Source organism: Pseudoalteromonas sp. TP27, assembly GCF_056470645.1.
In genome coordinates, this window is sequence record NZ_JARDAK010000002.1 from 500,154 (window position 1) to 513,637 (window position 13,484).

Sequence of the window (13,484 nt, forward strand, 5' to 3'; positions counted from 1 at the left end):
CTAATTAACTAGTTATCACTCCGAGTGTGTTTATCTTCTTCACTGACTATATGTGCACTACTCGCTAAACGTTTGTGCCAACGCTGCTTAGCTACCGCACGCATATTAGTAGATTGGTCTCGCTCATCAACAATCTCTAGCCCCATCAAGGCCTCAATCATATCCTCTAGCGTTACAATACCTTGCACGTCACCGTACTCATCTACAACTAGGCATATATGCGTGCGCTTTGTTAAAAGAGTTTGCAGTAACGATGATACATTTTGAGAGTCCGGCACCGTATAAATGGGCTTGATCAATTTACTAATTTTATAATCTGTACCTAATCGATGAAACGCCAGCATAATATCGTTTTTATGCACAAACCCAACAATATCGTCGCTGTCTTTATCAAATATCAATATACGAGAAAATGACGACGAGCCGTGATCGTTTAAATACTGATTAACCGTTAAGTCTTTGTGAATTTTAAAAATAACCGTTCGGGGCGTCATTAAGTCACATAATTTTGCATGCTTAAAATGCAAAAGATTACGGATAATATCAGACTCATCTTGGTGCAATGCACCTGACTCTGTTCCTATAGCAGCCATTGCTTCTATTTCTTGGCGAATATAGTAAGCCTCATCGTGCTTTGGACCCATTAAATTTGTTAGCTTTTGTGCAAACCATACAAAGGGTTTTAGCGATATAACTAAAAAACGTAAAGCATAGGTAACACTTGGCGTTAAAGTTCGCCAATAATTAGCACCTAATGTTTTAGGAATAATTTCAGAAAGAATTAACACGAGGAACGTCATAATGGCTGATGCAATACCTACTGCAGCATCGGAAAACACGACAGCTGCCTGTGCGCCTACCCCAGCAGCGCCCGCAGTATGAGCAACTGTATTTAAAGTTAAAATAGCAGCTAAAGGCTGATCTATATTGTTTTTAAGCTTTTCGAGCTGTTTAGCAAGCTCAGGATGATCTTTTCTAAGTGATGCAACATAACTAGGCGAAATACTTAATAACACAGCCTCCATCACAGAACATAAAAACGAAATAACAATCGCCACTACCATATAAACTATCAATAAAGTCACTTTCTCTCCTCTATATTGGATATGTGAGCATAGTAACAATACATGCTATATTTGGCCAAACTTCCAATAATAATAGGCATAATAATGAAATTTAGTGCACTTTGGTGTCATCAAAATAAACTATTTAAACACGCAGCGACTCTTTTAACACTTAGCAGTTTAAGCTTTGCTGCAATAGCTGCACCATTGGATAAATCAAAAATTCAGTTTATCGGCCCACTTGCCGAAGACATGCAGTTAAAGCCTTTTCAAACACCTCATGGCAATGCCATTATTAATAACCTATTGCCGCAGCTACAAGCAGACTCAGATAGTTTTTCTGTATTTGGGAAAAAACAAAACTGGCAGCCGTTTAATAAAATCAATGCGCTCACTTTAGGTGGGTTACAGGCACTAAAATTTAATATTGAAACAACCCGCTTTACACAAGGTACGCTTACCTTAAAAGGGATTGAGCAAGGTCAGTTATTTATTAATGGCGAACTACAAACAGGTGATAAAAATAGCTATAAGTTAGCTTTAAATAACAGCACTCACTCTGTTTTAATAGTAGCTCAGCAAGTAGCTAATTGGCATGACGTAACACTTGATTTTGCACCTAAAAATGATGTTGATAAGATAACGCTTAGCACTTCACAAACAAAACGTTTATCTGCAAAGCAATTGTTTGATGCCCCTACAATCAGCCAATTATCACTCGCACCTAATGCTAAGCAGTACGTTACTACTACTCGCACTTATAGCGATAAAACACAAAACCAAGCAAATACAGTTACTGTACTTAAAGATTCAGATAATCAAACGCTTTATCGCTTCGAAGCGGGCCAACCAAGTAACATTATTTGGAGTCCAGATAACCAATATTTAGTGTATTTGTTAAATGGTGAGCTTAAACAACTTAGCCGTAAAAACTTCTCAATAAAAACATTAGCAAACGATTTAGAAGGAGCCAATGGCTTTACCTTTTATAACGACACTAGTCTTTTGTTTAGCTGGTCTAAATCACCTGAGAGCACTAACAGCTTAACCAAGCACTATAAAGGTCTACAAGATCGTTGGTCGTATGCACGTACCACCAGTCAAATTTACATGCTTGATACTAAAAGTGGTTTAACAAAAGCACTTAGCCAAGGTCCTCTTTCTTACAGCCTTGAAGATTCAAATAGTAACCGTGGCAAAATATTAATGAGCCGCCCAGTAATGGCAATGCAAGCATCAACCCACCCTGAAACAGAACTTGTTGAACTCGATTTAAAATCATACAAGCTTTCATCGCTTGGTAAATTCAAAACGTTTAATTTAGCCAAATACGCAAATAAAGATATTTATGTAGTTGCAGGCCCTGACTTTAAAAATGGCGCAGGCAGAGCATTACCAAAAGCAATGCTTGCTAATAACTACGACGGGCAACTTTACCTACTTACTGAAGGTGGTAAAAACGTAAAAGCACTTAGTAAACAGTTCGACCCCGCTATTGGCCAACTGCACGTTTTAGAAAACGGCGATGCGCTCATTAAAGTAACAGAGCAAGACACTCAACCACTGTATCTATTTGATTTAAGTAAACAGCGTTTTAAAAAGTTAAATACAGGATTGGATATTGTTGAACAATTTAGCTATTCACACGATCGCAATACTGAAATTTTGCTAAGTGGTACAAGTGCTTTAGCGCCACAACAACTAAAGCGCCTTAATGTAAGTAAAAATAAAACGGATTTAATATGGGATTCAAAACCAAGTAGCTATGCAAATACACGACTCCCTACATTAGAAGAGTTTAATTTTAAAAATAAAAGTGGTGTTGAAATAACGGGTCGTGTGTACATTCCTAGCAATTTAGATAAAACTAAAAAGCATCCTGCGCTCGTATATTACTACGGTGGCACATCACCTGTTACTCGCGGTTTTACAGGTCGCTACCCATTTAATTTATGGGCAGAAAACGGCTACGTTGTTTATGTAGTACAACCTACGGGTGCAACAGGGTTTGGACAAAAGTTTTCAGCGCAGCATGTTAATGCCTGGGGCGACTACACTGCAGATGACATAATTGAAGGCACTCAAGCTTTTTTAAATAAATACGACTATGTTGATAGTAAAAAAGTCGGGAATTTAGGGGCTTCGTACGGTGGATTTATGACTATGCTACTAGCAACTAAAACCGATATATTTAGTGCCTCAATTGCACATGCGGGTATTTCTAACATTACCTCGTATTGGGGTGAAGGTTGGTGGGGCTATTTATATTCTGGCGAAGCATCAAAAAATAGCTTTCCGTGGAATAACCCTGAGCTGTACAGCCAGCACAGCCCTGTGTTTCATGCCGACAAAGTAACAACCCATATGTTACTTCTTCATGGTGATAGCGATACCAATGTACCTGTTGGCGAAAGCTTAACAATGTACACTGCGCTTAAACTGCTTAATAAAGACGTGGAGTTAATAGAATACAAAGGTGCCGACCACCAAATATTTGCACGCGATAAACGATTTGACTGGTGGAATACCATGCTCGCGTATTTTGATAAAAAACTAAAAGACGAACCACAATGGTGGGACTCTATGTATAAAAATGACTAAGTCTGCTTCTTCTAAATAACGACTTAATACAGATTTATTAATTGTAGTATTAATTACTTAGCACCTTTGAATTAGTTTAAAGGTGCTAACCTCATCCTCTAATACGCCTTATACTCCTTTGAAATATTAAGTTACTTAAAACTAATAAACCCCCTTCTCAGCATTTACCTAATGGTGCTACCATACAGAGCTATAAGCATTCAAAATAAAGTACTATGGCTATTAATGTTTTATTGGTTGAAGACGATGAACTACTCGTTAAACGCATCCAAAATCACTTTGCAGATACCGAATTTACAATAGAGGTAGACCCAACTGGCGCTGATGCACTTAGCATTGTTAGGCAACGAGTAAACCTGCGCGGTGCTATATCATTAGCCATAATTGACATTGTTTTGCCAAAGCGCGACGGGCTTCAGCTCGCAAAAGAATTAAACACACTGACCGATATTGGCGTTATTGTATTATCGAGCCGCGACTCTCAAGCCGACCGTATAGCAGGCCTTGCACAAGGTGCCGACGACTACATTTGTAAACCAGTCGATTTACTTGAATTAGAGCTACGCATGCGCGCGCTGTATAAGCGTGTTGCCGTTAACCTAGAAGACGATGAAAGTGAAGAGTTTATAGAATATGCCGACTTTAAGCTTCATCCCGATAACCGCACGCTAATTACCGCTGCAGGTGTTGAATCGCGCTTAACTGAAGCCGAGCATAAAGTGCTTATTTGCTTAATTAGTAATGCAGGTAAAGCCACATCCCGCGAAAAAATATCAGAAGAAATAGGCCAGCCCGATTGGAGCCCAAACGATCGTACTGTTGATGTGCTTATTGGTCGTTTACGTAAAAAATTAAATGACGAAAAAGATCAAAAACGCATTGTCACCGTACGCGGTAAAGGCTATATGCTCTCTATTTAACTTAAACTTGGGTTATTTAGTACTTAGTTAATTGAGCAATAAGGCGCTCAAACGCACGGTAGTTAAGTGCCTCTTTTAGCTCATTTAAACTAATATTTTCAGCGCCTTTTAAGTCACTAATAGTGCGCGCCACTTTAATCACCCTATGATAAGAGCGTGGCGATAACGACAGCTTTTCGCTCGCTCTGGCTAAAAACTGCAACTCTGTAGGCGCCAGTACACAGTGCACACTCATTTCTTTGTTATTAAGCCTCGCATTAACCTTACCTTGGCGTTTTAGCTGCAAGTAATAAGCAGCTTCAACTCTTGCTCTAACCTCAGCGCTGCTCTCCTCTGGCTGAGTACTTTGTAGCTCAACACTCGTTAACCTAGGTAGCTCTATTTGCAAATCAATCCGGTCAATAAAAGGCCCGGACACTCGCGATAAATAACGCATAACTTGATCGGGAGTTGCCCGCTTATCTGTATGACTCCCTGTTGGGCTTGGGTTTAATGCTGTAATAAGCTGAAACTGCGCTGGAAATTCCATTTGCCTTGCTGCACGTGAAATAGTAACCGTGCCGGTCTCCATTGGCTCACGTAGTGAATCAAGCACCTTACGCTCAAATTCCGGTAATTCGTCCAAAAACAAAACGCCGTTATGCGCCAATGAAATTTCACCAGGCTTGGGATTTGAAGAGCCCCCCACCAAAGCAACAGCTGAGCACGTATGATGCGGATTACGAAATGGCCGCTGTCGCCAATTAGTTAAATCTATGGATTGTCCAATAATAGAGTAAAGCGCAGCTGTCGAAATAGCTTCATCATCCGACATAGTAGGCATTATAGTTGCCATTCGCTGAGCGAGCATTGACTTACCAGTACCTGGTGGACCTAAAAATAGTAAATTATGTCCGCCAGCCGCGGCTATTTCGAGCACTCGCTTTGCACCGGGTTGCCCTTTAACATCACTTAAATCAAGTAAAAAATCAGGAGCTTGTGTGCAGTCGGGATACTCTATATTTAATGGTAAGGGTTGTTGATTAAGTAGGTCGCCCCACACTTCTTGAATAGAACTGACGGCTTTGCGTTTAACACCGTTAACTAAACTTGCTAGGCTATCGTTTGCAAGAGGTAAAAAGCAGCATCGATCTTCTTCTTTTGCAGCAAGTACCGAAGGTAAAATGGCGTTTACACCACGCACTTCACCATTAAGAGCAAGCTCACCATAAAACTCGTACTTATGAATATCAGGACACACTATTTGCCCAGAGGCGACTAAAATACCCACCGCAATAGCCAAATCAAACCGCCCACCATCTTTTGGCAAGTCGGCTGGGGCTAAGTTTACGGTTATTCGTTGATCGGGAAAACCAAATTGAGAGTTTTCGAGTGCGCTACGCACCCTGTCTTTTGATTCTTTAACGGACGCTTCGGGCAGGCCTACTATATGAAAAGCGGGTAAACCATTACCTAGGTGAACTTCTACAATAACTTCAGGGGCATTTATACCCACTTGAGCACGAGAAAATATACGAGCTAACGACATTCCTTATCCTAGTAAATGGTGTGATTACACCAGTTTAGTCAGGATATTTAAAAACGTGTAATGTGATTTGCCATTTTATAGCAGCCAAACGAAGTAATAAGGTCATTAACATACCTAATATCATTGCCATTTCGGTTGCTAACGAAAAACCAATGCCAAGCGTATAAACAGTGCCACCCGCTATACATGTAATAGCGTAAAGCTCACCTTTTAATAGCATAGGGATTTCGCGTGCAAGTACATCTCGAATTAACCCACCAAAACAGCCAGTAATTACAGCCATAATTACCGCCGTCATATCGGGCATGCCAGCAAGTTGCGCTTTTTGCGCCCCCATTACGGCAAAAAAAGCTAAACCAAACGCATCTGCTGTTTGTAAAATATAATGAGGTATCGGCTTTTGTTTATTTATAAGGCGTGTTGTAACAAATACTGAAGCTAGTATGGCAAAAAAATAACTTTGGTCGTGTAACCAAAACACAGGAACATCTAAAATTAGATCTCGTACTGTACCACCACCAATAGCAGTTACCGTCGCTAAAACTACGACCCCAAAGCCATCCATTTTTTTCTCGTACGCTAGTAAAGTGCCCGATACGGCAAACACCGCAATCCCTATTAAATCAAACCAGTGATAAAGTTCTGTCATGTGTATTGTTACTTAAAATCTTTTAACCGTTTTAACATAAAATACTCTTTTTAAAAAATAAGTATTTTATTAAACGTTACGGGTCTTAGAGGAAAGTCATTAAATAAAGCAGAATATAAAGTACTTTACCAAACTGCAGACGCAAAAAATCACTCGATAAAGAGTGCGATTTTGTTTTAACTTTTTAGATATTTAATTTCAGTGGTTGCGGGAGCCTGAGTTTGTAAAAAGCGAACCGACGACCTTCGCTTATTTATGCAGAGTATTTTGCGCAGTAACGGTGAGTTTTATAATTATAGGAATTCATTAAACTGCAGACGCAAAAAATCACTCGATAAAGAGTGCGATTTTTTTTTAACTTTTTAGATATTTAGATATTTAGATATTTAATTTCAGTGGTTGCGGGAGCCGGATTTGAACCGACGACCTTCGGGTTATGAGCCCGACGAGCTACCAGACTGCTCCATCCCGCGCCTGAAATTGTATACTTGTTTAAAGTTGCTTACATTACAACTTGGCTTCCAATTTAAAAATTTATTGCGGGAGCTGTGAAGGTGAAGAGTGAACCGACGACCTTTTAAAACTACCTATTGCACTAAATCTTTATAAAATAATTGGTTGCGGGAGCCGGATTTGAACCGACGACCTTCGGGTTATGAGCCCGACGAGCTACCAGACTGCTCCATCCCGCGCCTGTATATTTTAAGTCTATCGACTACTTTATTTCATCTCTTAAGCTAGAGTTTACAGTAACCAAATCATATAAAAATTGGTTGCGGGAGCCGGATTTGAACCGACGACCTTCGGGTTATGAGCCCGACGAGCTACCAGACTGCTCCATCCCGCGCCTGTAATTTCTTTAAAACATTTTCGTAATATTTACGAGCCTGCCTTGAAGAGAGCGCTACTATATAGGAATAAACATTTAATGCAAGGCCTAAACTAATTAAAGTTGTTCAACCGAACAAAAAGCAATCAAATTGCTATTCTGCGCTCAACCTTTGATGCGGATTAATCATTTTTTGCCATTCCCAGTCTGGATGTCCCATCACTATAAAGTCAGGGTTCTCAGTACTCTCGCGTTGGTTGTACGTTAGCGGATTAAATTCTGCATCGGTAATACAACCACCGGCTTCTTCAACAATAACTTGTGAAGCACCTGTATCCCACTCTCCCGTTGGACCAATTCTTAAAAAACAATCTGCTTTGCCTTCTGCAACAGTACAAGCTTTTAATGAGCACGAGCCAATAGCAATAGTTGTAAATTGACTATTTAAATACTGACTCACCGCTTCTATTTTTTGGCGGCGGCTCACTGCAAGCGTCAAGTTCTCTGGCGGCGCTACAGATATTTGCTTATCAATTGAGTTTTCACGTTTAAAGGCACCATTTCTAGCTGTAGCAAAATAGGTCACCCCTTTTGCAGGCCAATGAATAACGCCAAGCACTGGGTGATTATTTTCAATCAATGCAATATTTACTGCAAAGTCGCCACTTTCTAAAATAAACTCGCCTGTGCCATCCATCGGATCGAGTAACCAATAACGCTGCCAATCTTGTCGGTCGGCGAGTGCTGGTATAGGTGTTTCTTCCGACATAATTGGGATATCGGGCGCAAGTGCTTTTAATCCAGCAACCAATACGTCATTTGCTGCTAAATCAGCTTTGGTAACAGGCGTATTATCTGATTTCTCTTGTTGGCCAATATCGCCTTTTTTATAAATGGCCATAATTGCATCGCCAGCACGCTCAGCTAATTCAATACACGGTTCGATTAATTTATTCATCGGCAGCTCCAGACGCTAAATACTTATCTAATAATAGCAAAGCTGCAACACTGCGTGCTTCGGTAAAATCTTCTTGCTCTAATAATGACTGCCACTGAGTTAATGGCCACTTAACAACAACAAGCGGCTCTGGTTCGTCGCCAATAAGGGTTTGTGGATATAATTGCTTAGCAAACAAAATATGCATAGTGGCATTAAAGTAACTTGGCGCCATTGTTACTGTTCTTAATGGTTTAAAATACTCAGCACCAAAGCCAATTTCTTCTTTAAGCTCTCTGTTAGCAGCTTGCTCTAGCGTTTCGCCCGGATCGATTAAACCTTTAGGAAAACCCAATTGATAGTCGTTTGTACCCGCACAATACTCACGTACAAGTAGTAGTTCGTTGTCTGCACTTAACGGAACAATCATCACTGCTCCCCGGCCACCGCCGCGAATTCGCTCATACTGGCGTTCTTCGTTATTAGAAAACTTGAGTTCTAAAGACTCCACAGTAAACAGGCGGCTTTTAGCGACAACGTTGTTACTTAGGATTTGTGGTGGTACTGGGTGCTTTTTCTGTGTCATTGGCGTTAATTTGCTATCATGGCAGTTAGTTCAATAATAAACCTTATAAGTTGAAATTCCTATGTTAAATTGGTCAAAAATCGATACCGTTTTACTCGATATGGATGGAACATTACTCGATTTACATTACGACAGTCACTTTTGGCTTAACGTTATTCCTGCGCAACACGCATTAGCAAGAGGCATTAGCCTAGATGCAGCTAAAGCAGATATTTTAAAACGCTATCAAGCTGTGAGCGGTCAAATACAGTGGTATTGTTTAGATTATTGGGAGCAGCAATTAAGCTTACCTATAATGGAGCTTAAACGAGAGTCTCAGCATTTAATTAAAATGCGCGAAGACGTACCTCATTTTTTAACTGAGCTTAAAAAAGCAGGCAAAGAGTTAATTTTACTTACCAACGCCCACCCTGAGAGTGTCATGCTGAAATTTGAGCATACAGCGATTGATAACTACCTAGATGGTGTAGTGTCTACTCATGAATATGGAGTAAGTAAAGAGCAACAAAGTTTGTGGCACCAAGTACAAAAAGACTTAGGGTTTAATAAGCAGCGCACTTTGTTTGTAGATGACAGTGTGCCGGTATTAAATGCCGCACGAGAATACGGCATTGAGCACTTACTTGCAGTTGCTAACCCTGATAGCCAACAACCACATAACGAAATAGCCGATTACCTAAGTGTTACCGACTATCGTAAGATTATTTAATCTCAGCTTACGTGAGTTAAATTTTTGGGTAACGCGCTTCTAGGCCTTGGTATACTAACTTTGCAAAATCTGCATGTTCTGTATCAAGGCTTTTAACTACTTCAACTAAATGCTCGTTATCTTCTTGCCCGTTCCACTCTTTAATGTAGCTACCGTCTTTGTAGCCATGATCTTGGCGGAAAAAGGAACTTACCCCAGGATTTTGTACCTTTTGCGTATTTATTTTTATCAGCTCCAACTATTATTGGCATCAAACAATACCCCACTCAATTTTAAAGGTACGAAAATCAAGGTACGGAATTTAAACCACTAATTTTAGATGTAGCTCACATAAAGCAAGTACGAATTATGATAATATTCCATCATAAATCTTTGGTTAGATAAGCAAAGCTAATCCTACCTAAAAGATATAAATATCACTTTATAAGATTGTAGTAAATACTCGGAGCACTCCATGAAACAAGTAGAAGTAAAAATTTTAAACCCAAAAGTAGGAAATGATATTCCATTACCTACATATGCAACAGACGGTTCAGCTGGAGTTGATCTGCGAGCATGTATTGATGAGCCATTAACATTAGAGCCTGGTCAAACAGAGTTAATCCCAACAGGCATTGCTATTCACATGAAGAGTAAAGATATGGCAGCAACAATTTTACCTCGTTCAGGTTTAGGTCATAAGCATGGCATTGTATTAGGCAACCTAGTTGGTTTAATTGACTCTGACTATCAAGGGCAATTATTCATTTCTTGCTGGAACCGTGGCAATGACACATTTACTATTGAACCAGCAGATAGAATTGCACAACTGATGTTCATTCCAGTTATTCAACCTGAATTCCAGCTGGTTGAAGAGTTCGATGAGAGTGAGCGTGGTGAAGGTGGTTTTGGGCACTCAGGTCGAAAATAATTAAACTTAAATAATACAGTTAATTAACCGCATACGAGCTAATTAACTGTATTAAGTTAGCTTAAAACTCTATAAAACCTAGTGCTTTCAAGTTATTGACCTCATGTTCAGTAAGGTTTTTATAATTATCATTATCAGGTCTCCAGCTATCGTAATAAACATAAATTGAGTCAGGTAAAGGGAGGCGGCATAAGAACAACCCCCATGAACACATAAATTCCTCTGCAACCCATAACGGTAAAGATATTGAAGCACAGGCTTTTAACACTTTGTTCTCATCATAATCTACAAGAACAAATTCTCGTGTGAAAAAGCAGGTACCTATGTACGGGGCTCCTCTAGTTGCAATAGTCACTACAATATCTTTCATACTCATATTAATATTTTGAAGTTCGTTCATATACTGCCTCAGTTGTTTGTGTACGTTACTTATTGGAATATAGTGAATTTTTTTCTAACGCATTAGGAATAAATTAAAATAAAGTAACTCATCCTCAACTGAGCTACTTCTCAATAAATTAAATGCTTAATTATCTTATTTGAGTATCGAACCAGATCTGAAAAATGCTGGCATTTGCTTAGGTTTATAAACGTTGCAATCGCCATATTCTTGGTAAACAGAGTTAACATGATCTAGGTAGAAGGCTTTGTTTGCTGACTCACTTAAGTTAGCGCTACAGTTTTTGTGTAAAAGGTAAGACTTACCCTTCTTTTCTTTCCAAATATAGTAATGCTCGAACTCTTTAACCTCTGAGGGATCAAGAATACCTTTCGATAATTCATAGCTTTCAAAATGAACCCAATTAGCAAAAAGCTTATATATCTTAGGTGTAATTGTCGTTGCTGGAATTACTGAAATCACCCATCGATCTGGTACTAAGTGATTGACTAATTTGGTCGGGGTTTTAGATGCTTCATAATTTTGAGTGACATCTTTGCCAGATAGCAGATGTTCAAGCCCCTCTTTTCCTAGTTTGTATACTGTTGCTTTACAATATTCAAAGCACTGCTTTACATTAACTGAGCCATTAAGACATTCATCATTGTGTTCAATTAAACTACTTTCAACTCTTTTAAATGCCTTAAAGCCCATCTCCATATTCATAATTATTTGTTGCGCACCAAACCTTGCTAACTCTACGAATGCACTATCTTTTTTTTGTACAAAAACCATTTACATCTCCTGATGTTATTTCACTTAATTTACTGTTAAACTTCCGGCACTAAATTAGTTCCGGTTAAAACAATATAGTTAGGCACTATTCTAGTGCCAACTTATTTTTAAAGAAAATTAAGATAATGATTAAGCATATAGATGATCCGCGCTACAAAGCGTTAATTGAGTGGCTTAAATCCGCTCGAATTGAGAAAGGCCTAAGTGTACGAGACTTGGGTAAATTGCTGGATGAACCCCATCAATTTGTAGTTAAAATAGAAACGCTTGAACGAAAATTAAACGTATTTGAGTATGTGCAATATTGTGAGTCTATTGGGGTGGATAGTTCTGCTGGGATAGATAAGTTGAAAGGGATTAATAACATAAAACATTTGAGCAACATTTAGAAGAAGCTCTTACATTAGGCGAAACCCCTATTAATTTTACAGTTACAAATAATGATATATTGAAAACAGACCCCGACCAATAAGTTAACTTTCAAGATATAAATAAAATACTATTAAATTGAATTATCAGGTTTAAAAGAAACCACAGTCTCTATCACTTCTCCCATTCATAGCAATGTTGTACCTGCGACTAATTGCGGTCGATGCAGCTCTCCAAGAAATAGCTTCTTCACTATCCCATTCCGCAATCAATAATTCAAAATGGTCATTTCTTCGTTTGAAAAGCAAACATTTATGTTGGTAATCTACCCTCGCCATTCTGAAGGTAGGTAAGTTAAGCCTTTCCATCATATTGTTTGGCTGCCATTTATAGACACGACTTGCATCTTCAAAAATTGTATTATTTATCTTTATTCTCAACCTACCTAAAACAATAACGCTACCTTTCGAAATAAAATCTCTATAGTCAAACCCGAAAAAGATATTACTCCCTCTTCCGAATTCGAGCTGATTATGCGAAGCACTACTAGACATCGAACCTGCATTTACCCAAAAATGCTCATAATCTAATGGATTAATTGGATTTTCATCCGAATTAATCGCCCCCCATAACCATGTAGCTCCAACCTCGCCCGCAATACCTGTCGGTAACTCAGTACTTTCAGGGGTATATAATGAGTCCTCTTCTTCAGTATAAGGGGTTACTTCTATTTCAATATTTTCAAGTGGTTCAGCTCTAATTGAAGGGATACTTTTAGCTCTGCGCCTTAAATACTTATACCTATCTAGTAATTCATCATTTAATAACGCAGAACCGTTTTGAGCATCTCTCAAAATTTCATCAATATTAAATTCATTCCTATCTACTAAAAAAGACTGTATCAATTCTGTATTCTTATGCAGGGCAGCCTTCGTTAAATTTGCAGACCCTGCAATCATTCCTATTTCATTCTCATATTGAAAACAATATAGTTTTGGGTGAAACGCACTGACAGGTCGTAAATGGCCTTTTTGTAATAAATCAGGGTTAGCAATATAGACGGTGGAGTTATCTAATCGGCGTAACAACTCCAATGCACTAGGTTCTGTATGTCCAAAGTCAATAGATATTATAAATTCCTTACGACATTCAGACCATTGCTCCAAGCCAACTTTATTAATCACAGCCTGTATTAAGTCCTCACACCC

The 13,484-nt window shown here is 38.9% G+C and carries 13 protein-coding genes, 3 tRNA genes and 1 pseudogene; 5 read left to right on the forward strand and 12 right to left on the reverse strand.

Features of this window, described 5'->3' with window-relative positions:
* Positions 1-8: 8 nt before the first annotated feature.
* The gene (locus PX700_RS04610) at positions 9-1,085 is read right to left on the reverse strand and encodes a hemolysin family protein (protein WP_415637365.1); all 1,077 of its coding nucleotides are present in this window, start codon (positions 1,083-1,085) and stop codon (positions 9-11) included.
* Positions 1,086-1,169: 84 nt separating this feature from the next.
* Between PX700_RS04610 and PX700_RS04615 the strand changes: the two genes are divergently transcribed.
* Both PX700_RS04615 and PX700_RS04620 read left to right on the forward strand, forming a co-directional pair.
* On the forward strand, positions 1,170-3,665 hold the full coding sequence (locus PX700_RS04615) for an alpha/beta hydrolase family protein (RefSeq protein ID WP_479519984.1): 2,496 nt from the start codon (positions 1,170-1,172) through the stop codon (positions 3,663-3,665).
* Between the two features lie 215 nt (positions 3,666-3,880).
* A complete protein-coding gene (locus PX700_RS04620) occupies positions 3,881-4,585 on the forward strand; it encodes a response regulator transcription factor (RefSeq protein ID WP_024600237.1) in 705 nt (234 codons plus the stop codon).
* 16 nt (positions 4,586-4,601) lie between these two features.
* On the opposite strand, the gene PX700_RS04625 is transcribed toward PX700_RS04620, so the two are convergent.
* The 7 genes from PX700_RS04625 to nudE form a co-directional block, all read right to left on the reverse strand.
* A complete protein-coding gene (locus tag PX700_RS04625; protein WP_479519985.1) occupies positions 4,602-6,113 on the reverse strand; it encodes a YifB family Mg chelatase-like AAA ATPase in 1,512 nt (503 codons plus the stop codon).
* Between the two features lie 34 nt (positions 6,114-6,147).
* Positions 6,148-6,762, reverse strand: a complete 615-nt coding sequence (locus PX700_RS04630) for a trimeric intracellular cation channel family protein (RefSeq protein ID WP_166421758.1) — start codon at positions 6,760-6,762, stop codon at positions 6,148-6,150.
* Positions 6,763-7,158: 396 nt separating this feature from the next.
* Positions 7,159-7,235 (reverse strand) — tRNA-Met (locus tag PX700_RS04635).
* Between the two features lie 142 nt (positions 7,236-7,377).
* Positions 7,378-7,454: transfer RNA gene (locus PX700_RS04640), tRNA-Met, on the reverse strand.
* A gap of 78 nt (positions 7,455-7,532) precedes the next feature.
* A tRNA-Met gene (locus tag PX700_RS04645) sits at positions 7,533-7,609 on the reverse strand.
* Between the two features lie 136 nt (positions 7,610-7,745).
* Positions 7,746-8,549 (reverse strand): 3'(2'),5'-bisphosphate nucleotidase CysQ, encoded by an 804-nt coding sequence (cysQ, locus tag PX700_RS04650; protein ID WP_479519986.1) that lies wholly within the window; start codon positions 8,547-8,549, stop codon positions 7,746-7,748.
* On the reverse strand, positions 8,542-9,114 hold the full coding sequence (gene nudE / locus PX700_RS04655; protein WP_479519987.1) for an ADP compounds hydrolase NudE: 573 nt from the start codon (positions 9,112-9,114) through the stop codon (positions 8,542-8,544). The genes cysQ and nudE overlap by 8 nt, the downstream gene beginning before the upstream one ends.
* A gap of 61 nt (positions 9,115-9,175) precedes the next feature.
* On the opposite strand from nudE, the gene yrfG reads away from it, so the two are divergent.
* Positions 9,176-9,823, forward strand: coding sequence for a GMP/IMP nucleotidase (yrfG, locus tag PX700_RS04660; RefSeq protein ID WP_007378908.1), 648 nt, complete (start codon positions 9,176-9,178; stop codon positions 9,821-9,823).
* 16 nt (positions 9,824-9,839) lie between these two features.
* Here the strand turns inward: yrfG and PX700_RS04665 are convergent.
* Positions 9,840-10,010, reverse strand: a pseudogene (locus PX700_RS04665) (dUTP diphosphatase); the annotation flags it as partial.
* Positions 10,011-10,277: 267 nt separating this feature from the next.
* Between PX700_RS04665 and dut the strand changes: the two are divergent.
* Positions 10,278-10,733 (forward strand): dUTP diphosphatase, encoded by a 456-nt coding sequence (gene dut, locus PX700_RS04670; protein ID WP_479519988.1) that lies wholly within the window; start codon positions 10,278-10,280, stop codon positions 10,731-10,733.
* A gap of 61 nt (positions 10,734-10,794) precedes the next feature.
* On the opposite strand, the gene PX700_RS04675 is transcribed toward dut, so the two are convergent.
* Both PX700_RS04675 and PX700_RS04680 read right to left on the reverse strand, forming a co-directional pair.
* A complete protein-coding gene (locus PX700_RS04675; protein WP_479519989.1) occupies positions 10,795-11,133 on the reverse strand; it encodes a hypothetical protein in 339 nt (112 codons plus the stop codon).
* A 135-nt stretch (positions 11,134-11,268) separates the two neighbouring features.
* Complete coding sequence (locus tag PX700_RS04680) at positions 11,269-11,907, reverse strand: hypothetical protein (protein WP_479519990.1); 639 nt, start codon at positions 11,905-11,907, stop codon at positions 11,269-11,271.
* A gap of 125 nt (positions 11,908-12,032) precedes the next feature.
* On the opposite strand from PX700_RS04680, the gene PX700_RS04685 reads away from it, so the two are divergent.
* Entirely contained in the window at positions 12,033-12,296 is a 264-nt protein-coding gene (locus PX700_RS04685; RefSeq protein ID WP_479519991.1) for a helix-turn-helix domain-containing protein, read from the forward strand.
* A gap of 132 nt (positions 12,297-12,428) precedes the next feature.
* Here the strand turns inward: PX700_RS04685 and PX700_RS04690 are convergent.
* Positions 12,429-13,484 (reverse strand): hypothetical protein (locus PX700_RS04690; protein WP_479519992.1); only part of this gene is annotated, 1,056 nt, incomplete at its 5' end.

What these genes read in the sequence shown, in the direction of transcription:
- nudE (WP_479519987.1), bottom strand. Translation starts at nt 9,114, where the DNA reads ATGACACAGAAAAAGCACCCAGTACCACCACAAATCCTAAGTAACAAC.
- PX700_RS04615 (WP_479519984.1), top strand. Translation starts at nt 1,170, where the DNA reads ATGAAATTTAGTGCACTTTGGTGTCATCAAAATAAACTATTTAAACAC.
- PX700_RS04685 (WP_479519991.1), top strand. Translation starts at nt 12,033, where the DNA reads ATGATTAAGCATATAGATGATCCGCGCTACAAAGCGTTAATTGAGTGG.
- cysQ (WP_479519986.1), bottom strand. Translation starts at nt 8,549, where the DNA reads ATGAATAAATTAATCGAACCGTGTATTGAATTAGCTGAGCGTGCTGGC.
- PX700_RS04630 (WP_166421758.1), bottom strand. Translation starts at nt 6,762, where the DNA reads ATGACAGAACTTTATCACTGGTTTGATTTAATAGGGATTGCGGTGTTT.
- PX700_RS04675 (WP_479519989.1), bottom strand. Translation starts at nt 11,133, where the DNA reads ATGAACGAACTTCAAAATATTAATATGAGTATGAAAGATATTGTAGTG.
- yrfG (WP_007378908.1), top strand. Translation starts at nt 9,176, where the DNA reads ATGTTAAATTGGTCAAAAATCGATACCGTTTTACTCGATATGGATGGA.
- dut (WP_479519988.1), top strand. Translation starts at nt 10,278, where the DNA reads ATGAAACAAGTAGAAGTAAAAATTTTAAACCCAAAAGTAGGAAATGAT.
- PX700_RS04625 (WP_479519985.1), bottom strand. Translation starts at nt 6,113, where the DNA reads ATGTCGTTAGCTCGTATATTTTCTCGTGCTCAAGTGGGTATAAATGCC.
- PX700_RS04620 (WP_024600237.1), top strand. Translation starts at nt 3,881, where the DNA reads ATGGCTATTAATGTTTTATTGGTTGAAGACGATGAACTACTCGTTAAA.
- PX700_RS04680 (WP_479519990.1), bottom strand. Translation starts at nt 11,907, where the DNA reads ATGGTTTTTGTACAAAAAAAAGATAGTGCATTCGTAGAGTTAGCAAGG.